The 23,687-nt window shown below is 71.9% G+C and carries 23 protein-coding genes; 5 read left to right on the top strand and 18 right to left on the bottom strand.

Translation table 11 applies throughout. The annotated features are described in order from the left end of the window. Positions 1-312 precede the first annotated feature (312 nt). From FHS39_RS00325 to FHS39_RS00340, 4 genes are all read right to left on the bottom strand, one after another. Positions 313-1,731 (bottom strand): sugar porter family MFS transporter, encoded by a 1,419-nt coding sequence (locus tag FHS39_RS00325; RefSeq protein ID WP_184345732.1) that lies wholly within the window; start codon positions 1,729-1,731, stop codon positions 313-315. Positions 1,732-1,941: 210 nt separating this feature from the next. Beyond that, positions 1,942-5,514, bottom strand: a complete 3,573-nt coding sequence (gene smc, locus FHS39_RS00330) for a chromosome segregation protein SMC (RefSeq protein WP_184345733.1) — start codon at positions 5,512-5,514, stop codon at positions 1,942-1,944. A 329-nt stretch (positions 5,515-5,843) separates the two neighbouring features. Then, positions 5,844-6,050 (bottom strand): hypothetical protein, encoded by a 207-nt coding sequence (locus FHS39_RS00335; protein ID WP_045933597.1) that lies wholly within the window; start codon positions 6,048-6,050, stop codon positions 5,844-5,846. A 415-nt stretch (positions 6,051-6,465) separates the two neighbouring features. Next, complete coding sequence (locus FHS39_RS00340) at positions 6,466-6,747, bottom strand: acylphosphatase (protein WP_045933598.1); 282 nt, start codon at positions 6,745-6,747, stop codon at positions 6,466-6,468. A 210-nt stretch (positions 6,748-6,957) separates the two neighbouring features. Between FHS39_RS00340 and FHS39_RS00345 the strand changes: the two genes are divergently transcribed. Beyond that, complete coding sequence (locus tag FHS39_RS00345; protein WP_184345734.1) at positions 6,958-8,124, top strand: CAP domain-containing protein; 1,167 nt, start codon at positions 6,958-6,960, stop codon at positions 8,122-8,124. 80 nt (positions 8,125-8,204) lie between these two features. On the opposite strand, the gene FHS39_RS00350 is transcribed toward FHS39_RS00345, so the two are convergent. Beyond that, entirely contained in the window at positions 8,205-8,789 is a 585-nt protein-coding gene (locus FHS39_RS00350) for an NAD(P)H-dependent oxidoreductase (protein ID WP_184345735.1), read from the bottom strand. Between the two features lie 111 nt (positions 8,790-8,900). Between FHS39_RS00350 and FHS39_RS00355 the strand changes: the two genes are divergently transcribed. After that, entirely contained in the window at positions 8,901-9,311 is a 411-nt protein-coding gene (locus FHS39_RS00355) for a winged helix-turn-helix transcriptional regulator (protein WP_184345736.1), read from the top strand. Between the two features lie 12 nt (positions 9,312-9,323). On the opposite strand, the gene mutM is transcribed toward FHS39_RS00355, so the two are convergent. From mutM to FHS39_RS00405, 10 genes are all read right to left on the bottom strand, one after another. Next, positions 9,324-10,208, bottom strand: coding sequence for a bifunctional DNA-formamidopyrimidine glycosylase/DNA-(apurinic or apyrimidinic site) lyase (gene mutM / locus FHS39_RS00360; RefSeq protein ID WP_184345737.1), 885 nt, complete (start codon positions 10,206-10,208; stop codon positions 9,324-9,326). A 100-nt stretch (positions 10,209-10,308) separates the two neighbouring features. Beyond that, positions 10,309-11,181, bottom strand: coding sequence for a ribonuclease III (gene rnc / locus FHS39_RS00365; protein ID WP_045933602.1), 873 nt, complete (start codon positions 11,179-11,181; stop codon positions 10,309-10,311). Positions 11,182-11,200: 19 nt separating this feature from the next. Continuing rightward, the gene (gene rpmF, locus FHS39_RS00370) at positions 11,201-11,374 is read right to left on the bottom strand and encodes a 50S ribosomal protein L32 (protein ID WP_045933603.1); all 174 of its coding nucleotides are present in this window, start codon (positions 11,372-11,374) and stop codon (positions 11,201-11,203) included. A 2-nt stretch (positions 11,375-11,376) separates the two neighbouring features. Next, complete coding sequence (locus tag FHS39_RS00375) at positions 11,377-11,973, bottom strand: YceD family protein (RefSeq protein ID WP_343069276.1); 597 nt, start codon at positions 11,971-11,973, stop codon at positions 11,377-11,379. Positions 11,974-12,164: 191 nt separating this feature from the next. Then, positions 12,165-13,274, bottom strand: coding sequence for a F0F1 ATP synthase subunit B (locus FHS39_RS00380; RefSeq protein ID WP_045933626.1), 1,110 nt, complete (start codon positions 13,272-13,274; stop codon positions 12,165-12,167). Between the two features lie 97 nt (positions 13,275-13,371). Next, complete coding sequence (gene coaD / locus FHS39_RS00385; protein ID WP_045933605.1) at positions 13,372-13,881, bottom strand: pantetheine-phosphate adenylyltransferase; 510 nt, start codon at positions 13,879-13,881, stop codon at positions 13,372-13,374. Continuing rightward, complete coding sequence (rsmD, locus tag FHS39_RS00390) at positions 13,878-14,477, bottom strand: 16S rRNA (guanine(966)-N(2))-methyltransferase RsmD (RefSeq protein ID WP_045933606.1); 600 nt, start codon at positions 14,475-14,477, stop codon at positions 13,878-13,880. Before rsmD ends, coaD begins: the two co-directional genes overlap by 4 nt. Positions 14,478-14,567: 90 nt before the next feature. Continuing rightward, positions 14,568-15,086 (bottom strand): hypothetical protein, encoded by a 519-nt coding sequence (locus FHS39_RS00395; RefSeq protein ID WP_045933607.1) that lies wholly within the window; start codon positions 15,084-15,086, stop codon positions 14,568-14,570. An 84-nt stretch (positions 15,087-15,170) separates the two neighbouring features. After that, on the bottom strand, positions 15,171-17,444 hold the full coding sequence (gene recG, locus FHS39_RS00400) for an ATP-dependent DNA helicase RecG (RefSeq protein ID WP_184345738.1): 2,274 nt from the start codon (positions 17,442-17,444) through the stop codon (positions 15,171-15,173). Positions 17,445-17,528: 84 nt separating this feature from the next. Beyond that, positions 17,529-19,199 carry a DAK2 domain-containing protein gene (locus tag FHS39_RS00405; protein WP_343069277.1) on the bottom strand — a complete coding sequence of 557 codons (1,671 nt, stop codon included), beginning with the start codon at positions 19,197-19,199 and terminating at the stop codon, positions 17,529-17,531. Positions 19,200-19,456: 257 nt separating this feature from the next. Between FHS39_RS00405 and rpmB the strand changes: the two genes are divergently transcribed. Beyond that, positions 19,457-19,642 carry a 50S ribosomal protein L28 gene (gene rpmB / locus FHS39_RS00410; protein ID WP_003957616.1) on the top strand — a complete coding sequence of 62 codons (186 nt, stop codon included), beginning with the start codon at positions 19,457-19,459 and terminating at the stop codon, positions 19,640-19,642. Between the two features lie 148 nt (positions 19,643-19,790). On the opposite strand, the gene thiD is transcribed toward rpmB, so the two are convergent. Next, positions 19,791-20,588 carry a bifunctional hydroxymethylpyrimidine kinase/phosphomethylpyrimidine kinase gene (gene thiD / locus FHS39_RS00415; RefSeq protein WP_184345740.1) on the bottom strand — a complete coding sequence of 266 codons (798 nt, stop codon included), beginning with the start codon at positions 20,586-20,588 and terminating at the stop codon, positions 19,791-19,793. A 20-nt stretch (positions 20,589-20,608) separates the two neighbouring features. Beyond that, positions 20,609-21,580 (bottom strand): thiamine-phosphate kinase, encoded by a 972-nt coding sequence (locus FHS39_RS00420; protein WP_045933611.1) that lies wholly within the window; start codon positions 21,578-21,580, stop codon positions 20,609-20,611. A 146-nt stretch (positions 21,581-21,726) separates the two neighbouring features. Here FHS39_RS00420 and FHS39_RS00425 point away from each other — a divergent pair, with 146 nt between their 5' ends. After that, positions 21,727-21,960 carry an Lrp/AsnC ligand binding domain-containing protein gene (locus tag FHS39_RS00425; RefSeq protein WP_045933612.1) on the top strand — a complete coding sequence of 78 codons (234 nt, stop codon included), beginning with the start codon at positions 21,727-21,729 and terminating at the stop codon, positions 21,958-21,960. A gap of 20 nt (positions 21,961-21,980) precedes the next feature. Then, the gene (locus FHS39_RS00430) at positions 21,981-22,484 is read left to right on the top strand and encodes a DUF3515 family protein (RefSeq protein WP_184345741.1); all 504 of its coding nucleotides are present in this window, start codon (positions 21,981-21,983) and stop codon (positions 22,482-22,484) included. Positions 22,485-22,524: 40 nt separating this feature from the next. On the opposite strand, the gene FHS39_RS00435 is transcribed toward FHS39_RS00430, so the two are convergent. Continuing rightward, positions 22,525-23,673: a D-alanine--D-alanine ligase family protein gene (locus FHS39_RS00435; protein WP_184345742.1), complete on the bottom strand. Its 1,149-nt coding sequence runs from the start codon at positions 23,671-23,673 to the stop codon at positions 22,525-22,527. Between the last annotated feature and the right edge of the window lie 14 nt (positions 23,674-23,687).

The following is a 23,687-nucleotide window of genomic DNA, read 5'->3' on the forward strand; positions in this document are numbered from 1 at the left end:
CCTTCTGGGGGCCGGATTATTTACGGCGGGTGCGCCCAATCCCGAAGGCACCGCCCACGCCGCCGCAAATAACCCCCACGCCCCCTGCCAGGCCCCACCCCGTCCCCTCCACCTGGTTGTGGGCAATCGTTCCGCTGGGCGGAACGGGTGGGCACAACCGGACCACCGGGCCGCACCCGCCCCGCCCTCTACGCGCCGCAGACGCGTGTCCGCCCACCGGCGGTCAGCCGGCAACAGGCCCGCACAAAAAGGCCGCTGCCCCGGCTCGGAGTGAGCCGGGGCAGCGACCTGGAGAAGGGCGGCGGGGGGGGGTTAGCCCATCTCCTCCAACGCCTTGCCCTTCGTCTCCTTCACGAACTTCATCACGAAGGGAATCGAGAGCACGGCGAAGACCGCGTAGATCACATACGTACCGGACAGGTTCCAGTCCGACAGGCTCGGGAAGCTCGCCGTGATGACCCAGTTGGCCACCCACTGCGCGGCCGCGGCCACGCCGAGCGCCGCGGCGCGGATGCGGTTGGGGAAAATCTCGCCGAGGAAGACCCACACCACGACGCCCCAGGACAGGGCGAAGAAGAGGACGAACGCGTGGGCCGCGATCAGCGCCACCGTGCCCTGGCCGGTGGGCAGCGAGCCGTCGGAGGCCTTGGAGGCGAAGGCCCAGGCCTCGAGGGCGAGGGAGACGGCCATACCGGCGGAGCCGACGAGCGCGAGCGGCTTGCGGCCGACCCGGTCCACGAAGATCATCGCGATCACGGTGCCGACGATGTTGATGATCGAGGTGGTGAAGGAGTAGAGGAAGGAGTCGCTCGGGTCGATGCCCACGGACTGCCACAGGGTCGCCGAGTAGTAGAAGGCGACGTTGATGCCGACGAGCTGCTGGAAGACCGAGAGGCCGATGCCGACCCAGACGATGGGGAGCAGGCCGGCCTTGCCGCCGATCAGGTCCTTGAACGTGGACTTCTGCTCGCTGTGCATCGCGTGCTCGATCTCGCGGACGCGGGCGTCGAGGTCGATGCCCTTGCCCTCGACGTCGGCGAGGACGGCCTTGGCCTTGTCCAGCTTGTTCACCGAGATCAGGAAGCGCGGCGACTCGGGGATGACGAAGGAGAGCAGACCGTAGAGGACGGCCGGGACGACCATGACGCCCAGCATGAGCTGCCAGGCCTCGATGCCCATGACCTTGCCGCGCTGCTCGCCGTTGGCGAGGTTGAGGATGCCCCAGTTGACCAGCTGCGAGATGGCGATGCCGACGACGATCGCGGCCTGCTGGAAGGAGCCGAGGCGGCCGCGGTAGGCCGGCGGGGAGACCTCGGCGATGTAGGCCGGGCCGATGACCGAGGCCATGCCGATGGCGATGCCGCCCAGGACGCGCCAGAAGGCGAGGTCCCACAGGGCGAAGGGCAGAGCGGAACCGACGGCGCTGATGGTGAAGAGCGTCGCGGAGATCTGCATCACGCGGATGCGGCCGATCCGGTCCGCCATGCGGCCCGCGGTGGCGGCGCCGATGGCACAGCCGATCAGGGCGATGGCGATGACCTGGGCGAGGGCGGCGGACCCGATGTCGTACTTGCCGCGGATGCCCTCGACGGCGCCGTTGATCACGGAGCTGTCGTACCCGAAGAGGAAGCCACCCATGGCCGCGGCCGCGGTGATGAAGATGACATGGCCGAGGTGGTCCGGTTGGGCCTTGCGGCCCTCCGTCCCCTCTGCCATCGCAGTGCTGGTCAACGTGTACTCCTGGGGCGCCCGGCGACATTGCCGGGAGTGTGGGGGTGGCCTTTCAGCGGGCCACAAGATCGAAGCGGCCACCACTTGAAGGCGTAAGCAACGTGGGAGACCCTATGCCTTCAATTTTCTAAGTCAATAGATTGTGACGAAGAAGTTTCCCCGAGGTTTTGCAGAGGTTGAGTTCAATAGTTGAAGTCGGCCTCTACAAGATCAACTCCGTTGGATGCGCTGGCTGATCACCTTTGACACTCCGTCGCCCTGCATGGACACGCCGTAGAGCGCATCGGCGACCTCCATGGTCCTTTTCTGGTGAGTGATCACGATCAGCTGGGAGCTCTCCTGGAGCTCCTTCATGATCCGGATCAGCCGCTGGAGATTGGTGTCGTCCAGGGCCGCCTCCACCTCGTCCATGACGTAGAAGGGGCTCGGGCGGGCCTTGAAGATCGCCACCAGGAGGGCGACCGCGGTGAGGGAGCGCTCTCCGCCGGAGAGCAGGGAGAGGCGCTTGACCTTCTTGCCCGGCGGGCGGGCCTCCACGTCCACGCCGGTGGCCAGCATGTCGTCCGGGTTCGTGAGCACCAGACGCCCCTCGCCGCCGGGGAAGAGGCGGGAGAAGACGCCCTCGAACTCGCGCGCCGTGTCGTGGTACGCCGCCGTGAAGACCTCTTCGACGCGCTTGTCGACGTCCTTGACCACCTGGAGCAGGTCGGTGCGCGTCTTCTTGAGGTCTTCGAGCTGTTCGGAGAGGAACTTGTGACGCTCCTCCAGCGCCGCGAACTCCTCCAGCGCGAGCGGGTTGACCTTGCCCAGCTGCTGGTAGGCGCGTTCGGCCGCCTTGAGGCGCTTCTCCTGCTCGGCCCGGACGTAGCGGACGGGCTGGTTGCGGGGGTGCTCCGGGTCGTCCGGCAGTTCCTCGCCCTCGGCCGGCGGCGAGGGCGGCACCGGCTGGTCCGGGCCGTACTCGGTGACCAGCCCGGCCGGCTCGACGCCCAGCTCCTCCAGCGCCTTCGCCTCCAACTGCTCGATGCGCAGGCGCTTCTCCGCGCCCAGCACCTCGCCGCGGTGGACCGAGTCCGTGAGCTTGTCCAGCTCGCCCTTCAGCTCCCGTGCCCGGTTGCGGCCCTCGGCCAGCTCGCGTTCGCGCTCGGCCTTGGCCGCCTCGGCGGACTGCCGCTCCTCGTCGGCCCGTACCAGCGAGACCTCGACATGGGCCAGCAGCTGCCGGGCCCCGGCCGCGACGGCCCCGGCCACCTCGGCCTCGTGCCGCAGCCGGGCGCGCCGCTGCTCGGCCCGCGCCCGCGCCTCGCGCTCGGTGCGCGCCGCCCGGTCCAGCCCGTCCGCCCGGCCCGCGAGCGCCTTGACCCGCTCCTCATGCGTACGGACCTGGAGCCGCGCTTCCATTTCGGTCTGACGGGCGTTGGCGCCGTCCGCCGCGAGCCGGTCGCGTACGGAGGTGTCCGGCTCGTCCTCTCCCTCGCCGTCCGCGAAGGACAGCTCCTCGGCGGCGGCCAGCCGCTCGGCCAGCTCTTCCGCCTCTTCGGCGGCCCGGCCGAGCGCCTCCTGCGCGCGCTCGGCCGCGGCCGCAGCCCGTTCGGCCTCCCCGGCCGCCGCCCGGGCCTGCCCGGCCAGCCGCCCGAGTGCCTGCGCGGCCTGCGACTTCTCCCGGTCGGCGGCGCTGCGGCGGGCGGCGAGCTCCTCCACGAGCGCCGCACACCGCGCGCGGTGCTCTTCCGCGGCGCGGCGCTGCCCGGCCAGCTCGGTGCAGCTGGCGTCCAGCCCGGTCAGCTCCGCCGCGGCCTCGTCGACGGCGGCCTGCGTCTCCAGCAGGCTGGGCGCTCCGCTGGAACCTCCCTGCGCGAAGTGCGCGCCGAGCAGGTCGCCTTCACCGGTGACGGCCGTCAGTGCGGGGTGCCTGGCGATGAGCTCCTCGGCGTCCTCCAGGGTGTCGACGACCACGACGTCGCGCAGCATCCGGGCGAGGGCGGGCATCAGCTCTTCCGGCGCCCGGACCAGGCCGACGGCGAAGCGGAGGCCGCCGGTGCTCGCGGGGACCTCGGTCTCCGGTGCCCCGGTGAGCAGCAGGGTCGCGCGGCCCGCGTCCTCCTTCTTCAGCAGGCGCAGCGCTTCGGCCGCGGCCGCGAGGCCGCCGACGGCGATGCCGTCCGCCGCCGCGCCGAGGGCCGCGGCCACCTGCAGTTCGTAGCCGGGGGTGACGGAGAGCAGCTCCGCGGCCGGGCCGAGCAGTCCGCCCAATCGTTCCTTCGCCGACAGCAGGGCGCCGGTGCCGTCCTTGCGGCGCAGGCCGAGGGCCAGGGCGTCGTGACGGGCCGTGATCGCGGCGCGGCGGCGTTCGGCTTCGGTGGCGGCCTCGCGGGCCGCGTTGAGCCCGGCCTCCGCGGTGGCGAGCTCGTCCTTGGCCTGCCGGTGCCGCGCGGCGAGCTCGGCGTCGTCCGCGTCTGCGCCGTCGGCTTCGGCCTGCTGCCGCTCGTACTCCTGCTGCGCGGCCGCGGCCCGTTCGCGGGCCTCGTCGCGGGCGGCGGCCAGCCGTCCGATCTCCGCCTCGGCCGAGGCGGCCCGGCCTCGGGCGGCGGTGACCTTGCCCTGGAGGCGGGCGAGCTGTTCGCGGCGGTCGGCGGTGGCCCGGGCGGCGTCCCGGAGCCTGCGCTCCTCCTCCGCCAGGCGTCGCTCCAGCTCGGCCCGGTGGTCCGCGGTGTCCTCCAGGGCGCGCCCGGCGGCTTCCAGCGCGGCTTCGAGCTCGGCTTCCTGTTCGCGGATGCGGGCCGCCTCGCGCTCCAGGTCCTCCGGTTCGCGGCCGCGCCGCTCCTCGGCCGGGGCCGCCGTGGCGCTGGTGACGCGGGCGTCGGCCAGGCTGATCGTGCCGCGGACGCGTTCGGCGAGGCGGGAGAGTTCGTACCAGGTCTGCTGGGCCCGGGCCAGGCGCGGGGTCAGCTCGCGGACCTGCTCCTCGAGCGCGGCCTCGCGCTGGGCCGCCGCGTGCAGCTCGGCTTCGGCCGCCTCCTTGCGTGCCTTGAGCGCGGCCTCGTCGGCGATCTCGGTGCGCAGCGCCTCGCGGAGGGTCACCAGGTCGTCGGCGAGGAGCCGCAGCCGGGCGTCGCGGAGGTCGGCCTGGATGACGGCGGCCCGGCGGGCGACGGCGGCCTGTCTGCCGAGCGGTTTGAGCTGGCGGCGCAGTTCGTCGGTGAGGTCCTGGACGCGGGCGAGGTTGGCCTTCATCGCGTCGAGCTTCCGCAGCGCCTTCTCCTTGCGCTTGCGGTGCTTGAGGACGCCCGCGGCCTCCTCGATGAAGGCGCGCCGGCCCATGGGGTCGGCGTGCAGGACGGAGTCGAGCTGGCCCTGGCCGACGATGACGTGCATCTCGCGGCCGATGCCGGAGTCCGAGAGCAGTTCCTGGATGTCGAGGAGGCGGCAGGTGTCGCCGTTGAGCTGGTACTCGCTGCCGCCGTTGCGGAACATGATCCGCGTGATGGTGACCTCGGCGTAGTCGATGGGCAGGGCGCCGTCGGAGTTGTCGATGGTCAGCGAGACCTCGGCGCGGCCCAGCGGGGGGCGGCCGGTGGTCCCGGCGAAGATGACGTCCTCCATCTTGCCGCCGCGCAGGGACTTGGCACCCTGTTCGCCCATGACCCAGGAGAGGGCGTCGACGACGTTGGACTTCCCGGAGCCATTGGGACCGACCACACAGGTGATGCCGGGTTCGAAGCGCAGGGTGGTGGCGGAGGCGAAGGATTTGAACCCGCGCAGGGTCAGGCTCTTGAGGTGCACGCATGCGGACTCTACCGGCCGGGCGGCGCACGGCGGGGTCCTGGCGCGGGAGCGCGACGGACTTCCTGCGGCAAGGTGCGCGCCGTGCTGCGTCCAACTCTTGGTTTCATCCCGGAAGGTCCAGGGCACTACACGTGCAAGAGGCGCGACGGGGGAAATCGGCGGGTTCGGCAGGATCGGGCACCGGAGCGGGAGGACCGGGCCCAGAGCGGATGTCCGGGCCGCCGGATGCGTCGAGCCATATACGACGAAGGGACGCCGAAGCGTCCCTTGCAACTCTCAAGCGGCTGACAGTGCAGCCCGACCGGGCCCCCGGGGCAGGGCACGGATCAGGCGAGCGCAGGCTCCGCCTGGGGTACGTCGATGCTGTCGAGCAGCGAGTCACCGTGGTGAGCGGCGGCAGACAGCGCGTCATTCTCGGCCTGCATCCGAATGAGCTCGGATTCGAGGTCCTGGACTCGCTGCTGAAGCCGTCGCATCTCGGAGAGGACTCGGGGGTCGGAGCCGCCGACGTAACCGAGAAGCGCCTTTGCCATGATGGATGGTCCTCCACACTGAGTGACCGACCGAAGCGGTGTGGGTCGTGAGGGATTCGCACCCGCGGTGTCTGCCATCGTGACTAGCGGTGTTTCAATGCCAAACAGCTAAGGTGCGCGGGGCTTCCAGAGTCTCACCAAATGGTTAGACGGTCAACACGATCACACCCCGTATCCGCAGGCGTCCCAGGGGTGCATGCGCGGGAATCCGCGCCGCATTCCGCTCCCGGGGCCCGAGGGGCGTAGAGATCATCCGTTGAGAGGCAGCCTTGCACGATGCGGCCGAGTTGGCAACCATCAGGCAATTTCTCTTGAGTACATATGCCAATGGCATATAAAGGCCCCTCCGGCAGCCTCCGGAGCACCCCGATGAACGGCCCCGTACGGGCGACAATCCGCTTTCCCGTGCGCACCGTCAGCGGATCTCGAATCCGTCATAGCCGCCCTTCGGTGTGTCCCAGATCTCCGTGACGCCCTCCACGCGCCCGGGCGTGTCGCCCGTCCGCAGCCAGTCGAGCAACTGTTCGCAGCCGGGGCGCGGGCCTTCCGCCACCACCTGGACGCGGCCGTCGGAGAGGTTGGAGGCAAAGCCGATCAGATCACCGATCCGCAAAGCATTGGCCCGGGTGAACCATCGAAAACCCACACCCTGCACATGACCTCGGACCCACGCCGTCAGACGGACATTCTCGTTCATGTCCGCACGTTAACCGGCCAATTGCATGCGCAGCACTTCGGCCCCCCACCTCGTGCCGTACAGTCGCGCCCAATTAAGGCTCCCCCGTACGAGTGACGCACTTTGACGCCGAAAACGTAAGGAAGGCAGCGGATGGGTCGCCATCGACGCTCTGCCCCCCTGACCGCCGATGAAGCGGCAGCGAATGCCCGGAGAAACCGGGCTCCCCTGATGAGCGAGTCGACCGAACTGTTCGACACTGCGGAAGATCCGGCCGAAGCCGTCACCCAGCCACTCCCCGTCCTCCACCCCGACCCCCTGGGCGCCGGGCGGCACCGCAGCCCACGCCGTGCCCGGCGCAGCCGGGCGGCCAAGGCGGCGAGCACGGCCGCCCGGGCGGCCGCGGCCGGTGGCGCGGCCGCACCGGCCGGCAAGGCCGCAGCCTCCGCGAAGGGCGGGAAGAAGGTGGCGTCCGCCGGCCGGAGGACGGGCCTGCTCGGCGCATCGGCGGCGGTGGCCATGGGCGCGGTGGCGGTGGTCTCGGGCCTGCTGCCCACGGGCATCTTCTCGGTCGGCGGCGGCGCGGCGCCGCCACTCGGCCGCGGCGCCAGCGGTCAGGTGCTGGCCGACGGCCCGCTCGCGGCGGCGCCGGCCCCGCGCTCGCGTCCCACCGCCGCGGCGGACCGCGCAGCGCAGCGCGAACAGCAGCGGGAGCAGGGGAAGGCGGCCGAGGAGGCCGCGCGCCGGGCCGCGCAGGAGCGACAGGAGCGACAGGAGCGACAGGACGCAGGGCAACAGCAGATCGCGGCGGAGCTGGTGGACCGCGGCGGCACTCCTGTGAGCCGGAGCGCCGAGCGCGTGCGCCCCGCCTCGGCGAGCGCCTCCGCGCCGCCCGCCGCTCCCGCCGCGCACTCCCGCCCGGCTCCGGAAGCCACCACCCCGGATCCGGGGCCGCACTCCCCCGCCCCCGCCGCGGACGACGACGGGCCCGCGGTGAGCGTGGGGACGCTGGCCGACACCCGGTCGGCGGCCGCGCACTTGGTGCTGGCCCTGGTCAACGCCGAGCGGGCGAAGGCCGGCTGCCGCCCGCTGCGCGCCGATTCCCGGCTGAACCGGCTGGCCCAGTCGTTCAGCGACGACATGGCCAAGCGCGGGTTCTTCGACCACACCGACCCCGACGGCAGGACGCCCTGGGACCGGGCCGCCAAGCGCGGCATCACGAACCTCGGCGGCGAGAACATCGCACGCGGGCACCCCGACGCCCACACCGTGATGGATGCCTGGATGCGCAGCAGCGGCCACCGGGCCAACATCCTCAATTGCGACTACCGCAGCCTCGGCGTCGGCGTGCACGAGGGCGGGAACGGCCCGTGGTGGACGCAGGACTTCGGTTACTGACAGCGCGCGCACACGGCCGTGGGCCCCGGATGACGTGTATCCGGGGCCCACGGCCGTCACTTGGGTGCAGTGTGCGCGGATCAGAGGGCGGCGCGGCCCGCGGCGTAGATCCGGGCCTGCTCGGCGACGCGGCGGCCGAGGTGCTCCGCGGTGGCTATGTCGGCCTTGTGCACGCCGTCCGGGCCCTGGTCGGTGTCGGTCTGGGCGCCGGCGCCGAGGAAGAAGCCGAGGCGGTTGATGTCGTCCTCGGAGGCGGAGGAGCTGTTCCAGCCCGGGTGCAGCCCGAGGCCGACCCAGTGCATGGCGTGCTGGGCGGCGAGGACCGAGAAGAACTGCAGGGTGTGCAGCTTGTCGCCGGACTTGGAGCCGGAGTTGGTGAAGCCGGCCGCGATCTTGTTCTCCCAGGCGTGGGTGAACCAGCGCTTGGAGGTGGCCTCCGCGAAGACGTGGAAGGCGCCGGAAGCGGTGCCCATGTAGGTGGGCGAGCCGAAGATGATCGCGTCGGAGCCGTCGAGGAGCTCCCACTGCTCGTCGGTGATCTCGGCGACGTTGACCAGGTGGACGGTCGCGCCGGAGGCGGCGGCACCGGCCCGGACGGCCTCGGCGAGCACGGCGGTGTGGCCGAAGCCGGAGTGGTAGGCGATGGAGACGACGGGCGTGGTCACGGTGGTGTGCTCCTCGTAGGACGGAGGGGGTGGTGCGGTGACTCAAGGAGAGCACTAACTTTTGGAAAGCGCAACCCTCTGGTTAGCGCTGTGCAGGAGTATGGTGTTGTCATGACGATCGACGGCACCCAGGAGGCACCCCGCGACTGCGCCTTGGACGGGCAGCTGCCCTTCGACGTCTTCGCGCGCAACTGCCCCTCCCGCGACACGCTCGGCCATGTCACGGGGCGCTGGGGCAGCCTGACGCTCGGCGCGCTGCGGGAGGACACGCTGCGCTTCAACGAGCTGCGCCGCCGGGTCGAGGGCGTCAGCGAGAAGATGCTCTCCCAGACCCTGCACGCCCTGGAGCGCGACGGGCTCGTCCACCGCGAGGCACAGCCGACCAACCCCCCGCGCGTGGACTACCGGCTCACGCCGCTGGGGCAGGACATCACCAAGCGGCTGATGGGGCTGATCGACCTGGTGGAGGCCCGGATGCCGGACGTCCTCGCGGCCCGGAAGAGCTACGACGGCGGGCGCTGACCGCGCCGCGGTTCAGGCGGTGGCGCGCGGCGGACGCTGGCAGCGCGGACAGAAGTAGCTGGAGCGGTTCATCCAGGGACGCCGCCGGATCGGCGTGCCGCAGCGGCGGCAGGGCTCGTCCTCCCGCCCGTAGGCGTCCAGCGACCGGTCGAAGTATCCCGATTCGCCGTTCACGTTGACGTAGAGGCTGTCGAAACTGGTGCCGCCCGCCGCCAGCGCCTCGTTGAGGACCTCGCGGATGTGAGTGAGCAGCTCGGCCGTGCGCGGGCCGGTCAGCGTCGCGGTCGGACGGTCGTAGTGCAGCCGGGTGCGCCACAGCGCCTCGTCGGCGTAGATGTTGCCGACGCCGCTGATCAGTGACTGGTCGAGCAGGGCCCGCTTGATCGTCGTACGGCGCCGGCGCAGCGCCGCGTGGAAGGCGTCGTCGTCGAAGGCGGGGTCGACGGGGTCGCGGGCGATGTGCGCGATCACGTCCGGGAGGCCGTCGGGGTCGTCGGCCACCGTCTCGTGCAGCGACAGCCCGCCGAAGGTGCGCTGGTCGACGAAGCGCAGCTCGGTGGCGGCGGCATCGGCGAAGCGCACCCGCACCCGCAGGTGCTTCTCGTCGGGGGAACCCTGCGGCTGGACCAGCAGCTGGCCGCTCATGCCGAGGTGGGCGAGGACGGCCCGCTCGGGCACGCCCCCGGCCGCGGGCTCCACCGGAAGCCAGAGGTACTTGCCGCGCCGCCGTGCGACGCCGAGCCGCTGCCCGGCCAGCCGGGCGGCGAAGTCGTCGGGACCGGCGAGGTGGCGGCGGACCGCCCGGGGGTGCAGCACCTCCACGGCGGCGACCGTGCGCCCGCTCACCCAGCGCTCTATCCCCGCGCGGACGACCTCGACCTCGGGCAGTTCGGGCATGACACTCCTGACGAAGTACCGGTGACGACAGAGCCGGGGAAAGCCGGACGAAAAACGGCCGGCCCGCGGCGCTGTGACGCGCCGCGGGCCGGCCGGTGGATCAGTGCGAGGCGCTCGGCGCGCCGTCGGCGGGCTCGGGGCCCGCCTTCGCCGTGCCGGACTCCGCCGCGGCCTTCTCGGCCGCCATGCGGGCTTCCGCCGCGCTGTTGATGGAGCGCCAGGCGGATTCCGCCGCCTGCTGCTCCGCTTCCTTCTTGCTGCGGCCGGTGCCGGTGCCGTACGCGACACCACCGACGCGGGCAGCAGCCGTGAAGGTCTTCTCGTGGTCCGGACCGGTCTCGGAGACCAGGTACTCGGGAACCCCGAGCCCCTCCGTGGCCGTCAGCTCCTGGAGGCTGGTCTTCCAGTCCAGGCCCGCGCCCAGGTTGGAGGACTTCTCGATCAGCGGATCGAAGAGCCTGTGCACCAGTTCGGCGGCGGCCTCCAGACCCTGGTCGAGGTAGACCGCGCCGATGACCGCTTCCAGGGTGTCCGCAAGGATGGACGCCTTGTCCCGGCCGCCCGTGCCCTCTTCGCCCCGGCCGAGCCGGATGAACGAGCCCAGGTCGAGCCCGCGGCCGACCTCCGCCAGCGCACGCGAGTTGACCACCGCGGCCCGCAGCTTGGCCAGCTGACCCTCGGGCAGGTCGGGGTGGATGCGGTAGAGCGTGTCCGTGACCACCAGGCCCAGCACGGAGTCCCCGAGGAACTCCAGCCGCTCGTTGGTGGGCAGCCCGCCGTTCTCGTAGGCGAAGGAACGGTGAGTCAGCGCACGCACCAGAAGGGCGGTCTCGAGTCTGTACCCGAGCCGCCCTTCCAGAAGCGTGTGAGACGAGGCCGTGTCCGCCGATGCGGAATCCTGTCCGGAGACAAGTCCGGATCCGGATCCGGAACCACTCCCGCGGTTGCGGGACGATGTAGTGGCGTCTGACATGGAGCCTGTCACCCGCCGATCAGACCGCGATGACCTGGCGCTTGTTGTAGGTGCCGCAGCTCGGGCACGCGATGTGCTGCTGCTTCGGCTCATGGCAGCTCTCGCATGCCACCAGGGTGGGGACCGCAGCCTTCCACTGCGACCGGCGGTGGCGCGTGTTGCTGCGCGACATCTTCCGCTTCGGAACAGCCACGGCTACTTCTCCTGTGAGTCATCCCCGACGGAGCGGGGTGCGTTGTCCATCTCGCCGTCCTGGTCGGAACCGGCGAGTCCCTGCAGTGCCGCCCAACGAATGTCGACGGCGTCGTGATGGTGATCCGGGTCGTCCGCCAGCCGCGCTCCGCACTCGGAGCACAGGCCGGGGCAGTCTTCCCGGCACACCGGCTGCAGCGGCAGTGTGAGCACCACCGCGTCCCGCAGCACGGGTTCGAGGTCGAACAAGTCGCCCTCGAGGAAGAGCATGTCCTCCTCGTCGTCCTCGGCGTCGTCGCCGGTGTCCGCGGGGCGGCTCCGGTCGTCGGCGTCGGGGTAGGAGTACATCTCCTGGAAGTCCGTCTCGAGCTCGCGCTCGATCGGCTCCAGACACCTTACGCACTCCCCGGTGAGCGGTGCACGGGCGGTGCCTGTGACGAGCACCCCTTCCATGACCGACTCGAGCCGGATGTCCAGCTCCACCACGGCGCCTTCGGCCACGCCGATGACCTCGATACCGAGATCCTTGGGGGCGGGAACCGAGCGGGAGAGCCGCTTCAGCGCACCGGGACGCCGGCCCAGCTCGCGTGTGTCGAACACGAGAGGGTCACGGTGATCAAGGCGGGCGTTCAGGGCTTCCTGCTTTCTACGCTGCGGTGACGGCCGCCACGGGAGCACTGACGTGCGGCGGGCAGCCCGGATCGCGGACATACGCGCGACCGAAGAGCCAGGATACTGGACGGCCCGCCGTAGACCCAATCCGCGCCCGGAGGGACGCATCGGACAGGCGGTCAGCGGCCCTGCTCGTACCGCCGGAGCTGGTCGAGGTCGATCATGCTGGTGTCGAACAGGCTCGTCTCGTCCAGCGTCGCACCGCCCTGGGAGTGGTGGTGCTGCGAGGGCTGGTGAGGCTGGTGGTGCTGAGGCTCGGCGGGTGTCTGGTAGCCCCCCGAGGCATAGCCCTGGCCCGCGCCGTCGTGCGGCGCCGCCCAGCCGTAGGCGTCCTGCTGGTAGCCGCCCTGGACGGCGTACGGGTCCGCCTGCGGCGCGTAGTGGGCGGGCTGCTGCTGGGGGTAGCCGTACGGGTCCTGGGCGGCGTACTCCGGGGCGGGCGCGGCGTAGTCGGACCAGGTGGCCTGCTGGGGCACCTGGTGCGCCTGGGGCGCCGCCACCGGCTCCTGGGGGGCCGCAAGACCGGCCAGGAAGTCCGCGTCGCTGGTGTGGCCCGCGTGCCCGGGGGCACCCTGCTCCGCCAGCGCGCCCAGCTCGTCCACCGGGCGGGCGCCCTGCAGCTTTTCCCGGCCGCGCGCGACCCCCTCCAGCGTCTTGGCCAGCACGGCCGAGACGGCGCCCAGCTTGGCGTCCACGTACTGATCGGCGCGCAGCCGCTGGGTGGCGGGGTCCGCGCTGGGCTCGGGCGCCTCCGGGTCCTCGCCCCCGTCGCCGTAGGCCCCGCCGCCCTGGCCGAGCAGCTTCTCGCGGCCGCGGTCGACCGAGCCGATGGTCTTGGTCAGGACGACCTCGAAGTTGGCGAGCTTGCTGTCGACGTAGTCGTCGGCCTCGGCCCGGATCTCGTCGGCCTCCCGGCGGGCCTCGGCGAGGATGCGGTCGGCCTCCTCCTGGGACTGCCGGGCCACCTCGGTGTCGGAGATCAGCGAACCGCGCTGGTCGCGCGCAGCCTGGAGGATCCGCTCGGCCTCCTCATGGGCGTCGGCCACCAGCTGCTCCCGCCCGCCGATGACCTCCTCGGCCCGCGCGAGCGAGCCGGGCAGCGCAGCCCGCACCTCTTCGAGCAGGGCCAGCAGCTCGGCCCGGTTGATCACACAGGAGGCCGACATGGGCATGGACCGGGCGCCCGCGACGGTCGTGACGATCTCGTCGAGCTTTCTCTGCACGTCCACCTTGACGCTCGCCACTCTCTTCTACGGACGGGAACGAACGGGACGACTGTACGGCCGCCGCGCCCGCCCCGGCGGCCACTGACGGCGCGTCAGCGCATCACTTATGGGTGAGCCGTTCGCCGAGGGCCTCCAGCACCAGCGGCGGCACCAGGTGGGAGACGTCGCCGCCCCAGGCCGCCACCTCCTTGACCAGGCTGGAGGAGAGGAAGCTGTAGGTGGGGTTGGTGGGCACGAAGAGGGTCTCGACGCCCGAGAGGCCGTTGTTCATCTGGGCCATCTGCAGCTCGTAGTCGAAGTCGCTGACGGCCCGCAGCCCCTTGACGATGGCGGGGATGTCGCGCTGCTTGCAGAAGTCGACGAGCAGTCCGTGGAAGGCCTCCACCTTCACATTGCCGTACTCGGCGGTGACCTGCCGCAGCAGGTCTATCCGCTCGTCGACGGTGAACAGGCCCTGCTTGGACTTATTGATCATCACGGCGACGTAGACCACGTCGTACAGCTTGGAAGCGCGGGCGATGATGTCGAGGTGTCCATTGGTGACGGGGTCGAACGACCCCGGACAGACGGCGCGGCGCAACGGTGTTTCCTCGCTCTCCGGTCCATTCATGACGTGGCTGATGCCGAATCGGCGGCACACGCCGAAGCGGCGCGACCGTACCAAAGCGTCCCCTCGCCGTAGCGACGGGCCCTCAGTGCGTCGAACCCCTCCGGCCAGCGGAATTCACCGCCTCTGGTGCTGCGCTCCACGGTGACGAGCGCCTCGTCGGCGAGCCAGCCCCCGGCGCGGAGTGTGAGGAGGATCTCCCGGAGGTCCTCGTCGGTCACGGCGTAGGGCGGGTCGAGGAAGACCACGTCGTACGGGCTCTGCGGGGCCGGGCCCGCGACGATCTGCTCGGCCTTGCCGGCGCGCACCTCGGCGCCCGGCAGCCCGATCACGCGGACGTTCTCCCGGATGACGCGGACGGCGCGGGCGTCGGCCTCCACCAGCATGGCGTGCGCGGCCCCGCGCGAGAGCGCCTCCAGGCCGACCGCACCCGAGCCCCCGTAGAGATCGAGCACGCGCGCGCCGTCCAGGGTGCCCAGGAAGGAGACCCAGGTGGAGAAGAGGCCCTCGCGCGCCCGGTCGGAGGTGGGGCGGGTGCCGGTGCCGGGCGGCACGGCCAGGCGGCGTCCGCCGGCGGTGCCGGCGATCACGCGGGTCATGGTTCCTCGAGTCCTTCGCGGTGTGGTGACGGGGCGGCGAGGCGCCGGAACGCGACCGCCGCCCCATCAGCCTAGGGCGTCGGCGGCGGGTCAGTCCTGCGGTGTCTGTCCGGCCGCCCCGACCAGGGCAGGCGAGGCGTAGCGCGACCAGGACAGGCAGCCGTCGGGCGGGCAGTACTCCGGGCGGCGCGGGTCGTGCCCCAGCTCGCGGAGCTTGGTGCGCACCGAGTCGGGGGTGCGGCCGAAGCGGGCGGCTATCCGGGCGATGGTCTCGCCGGCGTGGAAGCGCTGGGCGAGATCCTCCTCGTGCTGGGGCACCCAGGGGGCGCCGTGGCCGGGGAAGAGCTCGCGCAGCACGTCGCGGTCCGGGATGGGCTCGGCGACGTCGGCGACGAGGGCGAGGGCGCGCAGGGCCCGGTTGAGGGCGATGCGCAGGGACGGGGTCTCGGCGAGGGGCAGGGTCAGGGCGCCGGAGGCCAGCAGGGTCTCCGGGGAGTCCTCGTGCCAGCCGGTGAGGGTGAGGGTGACGGTGGTGTCGTCGTCGCTGGCGAGCTCGATGCGGAAGACCTTGTCGCCGAGCGGCAGTTCATTGATGTGACGGAACGACATGAAAGAGCCCCCTGTGGTCCAAGTCGGCCCATCCGGTAGTGGATTGGCTCGGACTGTGTCCATTCTCCCAGGGGGGTCTGACAATCAGCCCTTGTCCAGGAACTCCTCGCGGTCCTTGTCCAGGAGGGCGTCGAGCGCGGTGCGCAGGCCGGGCAGCCGCTCCAGCTCGGGGTCGGCGGCCACGACGGCCGTGGCCTCCTCGCGGGCGGCGACGATGACCTCCTCGTCGTCGATGACGGTGAGCATGCGCAGGCTGGAGCGGACGCCGGACTGGGCCTGGCCCAGGACGTCGCCCTCGCGGCGCTGTTCGAGGTCGATGCGGGAGAGCTCGAAGCCGTCCAGCGTCCGCGCCACGGCGTCGAGCCGGGTCCGCGCGGGGCTTGCCTCGGAGGCCTCGGTGACCAGCAGGCACAGCCCCGGGGCCGAGCCGCGGCCGACGCGGCCGCGCAGCTGGTGCAGCTGGGAGACGCCGAACCGGTCCGCGTCCATGATCACCATGACGGTGGAGTTGGGGACGTTCACGCCGACCTCGATGACGGTCGTGGCCACCAGGACGTCCACCTCGCCCGCCGCGAAGCGCCGCATGACGTCGTCCTTCGCCTCGGGCTGCATCCGCCCGTGCAGCACCTCGACGCGCAGCCCGGCCAGCGGCCCCTTGCCCAGCTGTTCGGCGATGTCGAGGACCGCCAGCGGCGGGCGGCGCTCGCCGCCGTCCCCGGTCCCGTCCTTCGCCTCGGCCTCGGCGGCCCTGGCGGCCTTGGACGCCTTGCCGGACGTCTTGGGGGCGTCGCCCTCCTCCCCCAGGTCGTCGCCGATGCGCGGGCAGACCACATACGCCTGGTGCCCGCCCTGCACTTCCTCGCGCACCCGCTCCCAGGTGCGGGCCAGGAAGTGCGGCTTGTCCTTGGCCGGCACGACGTGGGTGGCGATGGGCGACCTGCCGGCGGGCAGCTGGTCGAGCACCGAGGTCTCCAGGTCGCCGAAGACGGTCATGGCGACGGTGCGCGGGATCGGCGTCGCGGTCATCACCAGCAGGTGCGGCGTCCGCTTCTCGCCCCGGGAGTGGCCCTTGGCCCGCAGTGCGTCGCGCTGTTCGACACCGAAGCGGTGCTGTTCGTCGACGACGACCAGGCCCAGGTCGTGGAACTGCACCTTGTCCTCGATGAGCGCGTGGGTGCCGACGACGATCCCGGCGTCGCCCGTGACGAGGTCCAGCAGCGCCTGGCGGCGGGCCGCCGCCCCCATCGAGCCGGTGAGCAGCACGACCTTGGTGGCGTGCTCGGCGCCGCCGAGCATGCCGCCCTCGGCCAGCTCCCCCATCATCTCGGTGATCGACCGGTGGTGCTGCTGGGCGAGCACTTCGGTGGGGGCGAGCATGGCGGCCTGCCCGCCGGCGTCGACGACGCCGAGCATGGCGCGCAGGGCGACCATGGTCTTGCCGGAGCCGACCTCGCCCTGGAGCAGCCGGTGCATGGGGTGCTCGGTGGCGAGGTCGTCGAAGATCTCGGCCGAGACCGTGCGCTGGCCCTCGGTGAGGGTGAAGGGCAGCTTGGCGTCGAAGGCGTCGAGGATGCCGTCGGCGACGGGCTTGCGAGCCACGGCCGGGAGCTGGGACTCGGTGTGCCGGCGGCGGGCGAGGGCGACCTGGAGGACGAACGCCTCGTCCCACTTGAGGCGGTCGCGGGCGTCCTGGATGTCGGCCTTGGTGCGCGGGCGGTGCACCTTGCGGAAGGCGTCCGCGAGCTCGGCCAGGCCCCGGCCCTCGCGCAGGGCGGGCGGCAGCGGGTCGGTGATGTTCTGCCACTGCTCGGCCTCGAAGAGGTCGAGCAGTGTGTCGACCGCCTTGCTGAGCTTCCAGGACTGGAACTGCTTGCAGGCCGGGTAGATCGGCAGCGGCTTGCCCGCGAAGGACTCGGCGGCCTCGGCGCCGCTGTCGCGGTCCAGCAGTTCGTAGTCGGGGTGCAGGAGCTGCCGGGTCCGGTTGAAGACGGAGACCTTGCCCGCGAACATGCCGCGGCGGCCCGGGATGAGCTCCTTCTCGCGCGCGTAGGCGCCCCTGCCGAAGAAGACCAGGGTCAGCGAACCGCTGCCGTCGGTGACCACGACTTCCAGCCGGACGCCCTTGCCGTGGTTGAAGGTCTTCATGGCCGCCTTGGCGACCTGGGCGACGACGGTGACGTGCTCGTCCAGCGGCAGGTCGGCGAGGCGGGTCAGCTCGCCGCGCTCGGCGTAGCGGCGCGGGTAGTGGTGCAGCAGGTCGCCGACCGTGTGCAGGTCGAGGTGCTCGGCCATCACCTTCGCGGTGTTGCCGCCGAGGATCTTCTTGAGGGGTTCTTCGAGCGCGGGCACGCGTCCCATTGCACACCACGGCAGTGACAGCCGGGCGTCGGCGGCACGTTTCGGCGCCTGCCGTCCACCCCTCGTCCGCCCGCCGTCCGATCGCTATTCGATGCCGATGATCAGGGGCGCGGACTGCTGTCCGCCGTGGTAGACGACCGTGTCGACGGCCAGGTGGCCGCGGCGTACGTGCCGCCGGAGGCGGTCCGCGACCGCGTCCGGCACCCCGGCGCCCAGGACGAGGGTGACCATCTCGCCCCCGGCGGCGAGCATCCGGTCCAGCACTGTCTCGGCGGTGCTGGCCAGCTCTTCGCCGATGACGGCCACGTCACCGTCGATCAGGCCGAGGACGTCCCCCGCCTGGCACACGCCGGCCATCGTCCAGGACTGCCGCTCGGCGACGCACAGCTCGGCGTAGCGGGTTGCGCCTGCGGCGGAGGTCATGGCCACGACGTCCTCGTCGAAGCGCCGGCCGGGCTCGTGGACGGCGAGGGCGGCGATGCCCTGCACCGGGGAGCGGGTCGGGATGAGGGCGACGCGCACGCCCTCGGTGCGGGCCTCCTCGGCCGCGACGGCCGCGGTGTGCCGCAGCTCGGCGTCGTTGGGCAGCAGGACGACCTCGCGGGCGTGCGCCCGGCGGACGGCCTCGACGAGTTCCCCGCTGGCGGGCGCCTCGCCGGGCCGGACGCCCACGACGGTGGCCCCGGCCTCCGCGCACAGGGCCGCCAGGCCCTCGCCGGGCACCACGCAGACCACGGCGCGCTGGACGCGCTCGCGGGTGTGGGTGGCGGCCACGCGCGCGGCGCCGAAGTGGGTGATGCGCACGCGGTGCGGGCGCCCGGCCTCGATGCCCGCCTCCACGGCGGCACCGGCGTCGTCGACGTGGACGTGGACGTTCCACAGCCCGTCGCCGCCCACGACGACCAGGGATTCGCCGAGGGCGTCGAGCCGGGTGCGCAGCCGGGCGACGGCCTCGTCGTCCGCCTCCAGGAGGTAGATCACCTCGAAGGCAGGCTCGGCGCCGTGCACCGGGGTGCCGCCGAGGTCGGCGGGGCAGCCTTCCGCCGCCCACGCGCGCGTGGCGCGAGGCGGGGCGGCCGGCAGCGGCTCGGTGGCCGGTTTCCCGCCTTCCAGTGCGCCCACGAGCGCGCCCAGGACCTCCACCAGCCCCTTGCCGCCCGCGTCGACCACTCCGGCCCGGCCCAGGACGTCCAGCTGCCCGGGGGTCGCCTCCAGGGCCGTACGGGCCCCCTCGTACGCGGCGCGGGCCACGTCGGCGCAGTCGGCGCCCCCGGTGGCCGAGGCGGCGTCCGCGGCCGCCACGGCCACGGTGAGCACGGTGCCCTCGACCGGGCGGGCCACGCCTTCGTACGCGGACACGACGGCCCGCCGCAGGGCCTGCCGGAGCCGCTCGGCGTCGTCAAGGGTGCGGTGACCTTCGTCACCGGGGGTGAGGGTCTCGGCCACGCCGCGCAGCAGCTGGGCGAGGATCGTGCCGGAATTGCCGCGGGCCCCTATGAGCGCGCCGTGCGCCATTGCGCGGACGGCCTCGGCCAGGCCGGGGCGGGAGCCCGGGCCCTCGGTGGCGTGGCCGTCGAAGACGGCGTCGACGGCCCGGGCGGCGGATTCGACGGTCAGGTAGAGGTTGGTGCCGGTGTCGCCGTCCGCGACCGGGTAGACGTTGATCGCGTCGATCTCCTCGCGCGCCCGGCCGAGCGCGTCGAGCGCCAGAGCGCACCAGGTGCGTACCGCATCGGCGTCCAGCGTGGGCGGCACCTGTGTCCTCCTCGGAGTGCTCGGGGCTGTGGCATCGGGGCTGTGGCAGTGGGCAGAGTAGTCCCGCCGGGGTGCGAAGCGGGCAGGCCGGGCGGGGTCCGGGCCGGTCATGGTAGTTTCGTTGTCCAGGAGCGGTCGTTGTATGCTGCTCCGGTTGCCTGACGAGAGTCGGGCCATATCCCCTGGCAAGCCGGTCACCACCGACTTAGGTACGCCGGGATTTCCCGTAAGTGCATCTGAAGTCTTTGGAGTGACCCGTGGCTGCCAACTGCGACGTCTGCGGCAAGGGGCCGGGCTTCGGCAACAACATTTCGCACTCGCACCGCCGTACGTCCCGTCGCTGGAACCCCAACATCCAGCGTGTGCGTGCCGTGGTCGGTCGGACGCCGAAGCGCCTCAACGTCTGCACCTCGTGCATCAAGGCCGGCAAGGTCTCGCGCTAACTAGCTAGTAGCGCGGCAGCTTCGCCGCCTTGAAAACCGGTCCACCTTAGGGTGGGCCGGTTTTTTGCGTTCCGCTTCTCTTGTGGGTCGCTCTCTTACGGGCCGCCCTTTGTGTTCCGATCGAAATCCAGCGCGTTCCGCCGGGAATTCAGCCCGTCCGGCGCAGGTTCCACCCGTGGTCCACCGGGCCGATGCCCTCCCCCAGCGGGAAGCCGCCCGCGATCGCGCCCGTGACGTACTCCTTGGCCGCCGTCACGGCCGTCGGCACGGTCCGGCCCTTGGCCAGCTCCGAGGCGATGGCCGACGCCAGCGTGCAGCCCGTGCCGTGCGTGTGCCGGTTGTCCAGGCGGGCCGAGCGCAGCCAGCGCTCCTCGGTGCCGTCCGTCAGGAGGTCCACCGCGTCGCCGGAGAGGTGACCGCCCTTGACGAGCACCCAGCGCGGCCCGTACGCCAGCACCGCCTCGGCGGCCCGCCGCAGATCGGCCTCGGAGGCCACCTGTACGCCCGTCAGCCAGGCGACCTCGTCCAGGTTGGGCGTGACGACCGTGGCGGCCGGCAGCAGGCGGGTGCGGACCGCTTCGAGGGCCGAGGCGGCCAGCAGGGCGTCGCCGTGCTTGGAGATGCCGACCGGGTCGACGACGACGGGGGCGGTCACGTCCGCGAGGAGGTCGGCGACGGTCCGGACCAGCTCGGCCGAGGCCAGCATGCCGGTCTTGACGGCCTGGACCCCGATGTCGTCGACGACGCTGCGGAACTGGGCCCGTACCGCCTCGGCGGGCAGCGGCCAGACGCCCTGGACGCCGCGGGAGTTCTGAGCGGTGACGGCGGTGAGCACGCTCATGCCGTGCACGCCCAGCGCGAGCATCGTCTTGAGGTCGGCCTGGATGCCCGCACCGCCGCCGGAGTCGGATCCGGCGACGGTCAGCACCCTCGGGGGTATGCGCATGGACCCGAATCTAGTCCGTTCTAGTCGTCGGGTTCCGTGTCGCCGAAGTGGTCCCAGCCGCCCGCCTTGTCCCAGGGGGCGCCGTCGACGGTCACCTGCGGCAGAGCGGAGGGGTTGACCACCTCGCCGATGACCTTCCAGCGGGCCGGGAGCTTCACGTCCGACGGGAAGGTCGCCACGATGGCGTGGTCCTCTCCTCCGGTCAGCACCCACTGCAGCGGGTCGACGCCGACCGCCTGCCCGATGTCGGACATCTGCGTGGGCACGTCGATGGCGGCCGTGCGCAGGTCGATGCGGACCTTGCTGGCCTCGGCGATGTGCCCGAGGTCGGCGATGAGGCCGTCGCTGACGTCCGTCATGGCGGTGGCGCCGAGCGCGGCCGCGGCGGGACCCGCGTGGTACGGCGGCTCGGGGCGCCGGTGGGCCTCGACGAAGGCGCGCGGCGAGCGGAAGCCCCGGGAGAGCACGGCCAGGCCGGCCGCGGACCAGCCCAGCCAGCCGGTGACCGCGACGACGTCGCCGGCGCGGGCCCCGGAGCGGGTGACCGGCTCGTGGTTGCGCAGATCGCCCAGGGCCGTGATGGCGACGGTGATGGTCTCGCCGCGCACGACGTCGCCGCCGACCACCGCGGCGCCCGCGACCTGACATTCGTCGCGGATTCCGTCCATGAGCTCGGTCGGCCAGGTGGCGGGGAGCTCGGCGGGCACCACGAGCGCGAGCAGGACGGCGGTGGGGACCGCGCCCATGGCGGCGATGTCGGCCAGGTTCTGGGCCGCAGCCTTGCGTCCGACGTCGTAGGCGGTGGACCAGTCACGGCGGAAGTGCCGCCCCTCCAGAAGCACATCCGTACTGGCCACGACCCTGCGGTCGGGCGCTGCGACCACCGCGGCGTCGTCGCCCGGGCCGAGCCGGACCGCCGGGGTGGTGGTGAGCCGGGAGGTCAGCTCTCTGATGAGCCCGAACTCCCCCAACTCGCCCACGGTGCCTTTCACTGAGCTCCTCCTCGGAGTTTCCGGAGTATCGGTTTCCGCGTGCGCCGCGCCGCGCAGGCCGCGCGGGTCTCCCCGCGCCGTGCGGCGACGCGGTACCGTGGCGTCTCTTCTCCCCACATGATCCTCGAAGCCGCCCTGGAGGTTCCGTGGTACAGGCGTACATCCTGATCCAGACCGAGGTCGGCAAAGCGTCGACCGTGGCCGAAGTCATCGGAAAGATCACGGGAGTGATCCAGGCCGAGGACGTCACCGGGCCGTACGACGTCATCGTGCGCGCCCAGGCCGACACCGTGGACGAACTCGGCCGCATGGTGGTCGCCAAGGTCCAGCAAGTGGACGGCATCACCCGCACTCTGACCTGCCCGGTCGTCCATCTGTAGCTCCCCCGTATGCTCGGCCGGTGAAGTATTCGCTCCGTCGGCCCCTCGGCCTGCCCGCCGTAGCCCTGCTGCTGACCTCCGTGGCCTGTTCGGCCGCGGACCGGCAGGCGGGCCCGGCGGTGCCCACCCCGTCGGCGGCGCAGGCCGGGCTCTGCCGGGCGCTGCACAAGGAGTTGCCCGAAGCCGTGGACGGGAAGAAGCGGCGTACCGCCGATCCCGTCTCCGACTTCACCGCGGTGTGGGGCGATCCGGCGATCTCGCTGCGCTGCGGGGTGCCGCGTCCCAAGATCCTTACGCCTGGCACCGAACACTACAACCCCACGGCCGACGCGGTGGAGATCGACGGTGTGGAGTGGCTTCCGGAACAGCAGCCGGACGGCAGCGTGCGCTGTACGACCACGCTGCGGCTGGCGTTCGTGGAGGTGACGCTGCCGAAGGAGGTCGTCGGCAACGCCGTGCAGATCGGCGCGCTCACCGATCTCGCCGACGCCGTGAAGAAGACGATCCCTGTGGGGGTCGTCTGACGGCTCCCGAGGGAACCGTCAGACGGATCGGGCCAAGGTCCTAGCGCAGGCCCGTGGAGCGGCGCAGGGCGGCCTCGATGAGCCGGTCCACCAGCTCCGAGTAGCCGACGCCGCTCTCCTGCCACATGCGCGGGTACATGGAGATGGGCGTGAAGCCGGGCATGGTGTTGATCTCGTTGATCACGAACTCGCCGTCCTCGGTGAGGAAGAAGTCCGCGCGGACCAGCCCCTCGCAGGACGCGGCCTCGAAGGCCTGCACGGCCAGCTCCTGGACCCGGCGCGTCTCGTCCTCGCCGAGCGGGGCGGGCACGATGCCGGAGGCAGAGTCGATGTACTTGGCCTCGAAGTCGTAGAAGTCGTGGGCGGAGACCGGGGGGATCTCGGCGGGCACGCTGGCGCGCGGGCCGTCCTCGAACTCGAGCACGCCGCACTCGATCTCACGGCCGCGCAGCAACGATTCGACCAGGATCTTCGGGTCGTGGCGGCGGGCTTCGGCGATGGCCTCGTCCAGGCCGGAGAGATCGTCGACCTTGGTGATGCCGATGGACGAACCGGCGCGGGCGGGCTTCACGAAGAGCGGCCAGCCGTGCTCGCCCGCGAAGTCGACGATCTTCTTGCGGGCGGCGGCCTGATCGGCCTCCCACTCGCGGGGGCGGATCACCACGTACGGGCCGACGGGCAGCCCGAAGGAGGTGAAGACCCGCTTCATGTACTCCTTGTCCTGGCCGACGGCGGAGGCGAGGACGCCGGCGCCGACGTAGGGGATGCCGGCCAGTTCCAGCATGCCCTGGAGGGTGCCGTCCTCGCCGTAGGGGCCGTGGAGCATGGGGAAGACGACGTCGACCTCGCCCAGCGCCTTGGGCACGGCGCCGGGTTCGGTGTAGACGACCTCGCGGTTGGAGGGGTCGACGGGCAGCACGACGCCGCCCTCGGCCGATTCGGCGAGCTGCTCGACGCTCGGCAGCGCGCGGTCGGCGATGGCCATCCGCTCGGGGTCGTCGGCGGTGAGCGCCCAACGGCCGTCGGTGGTAATGCCGATCGGCAGCACGTCGTACTTGGCGCGGTCGATGGCGCGCAGGACGGCGCCCGCGGTCACCACGGAGATGGCGTGCTCGGAACTGCGACCGCCGAAGACGACCGCGACGCGCGGCTTCCGGGCAGGGCTCTGGGGGGAGGTCTCGCTGCTCATATCGGGTTGAGAGT

Source organism: Streptomyces olivoverticillatus, assembly GCF_014203555.1.
GTDB lineage: Bacteria > Actinomycetota > Actinomycetes > Streptomycetales > Streptomycetaceae > Streptomyces > Streptomyces olivoverticillatus.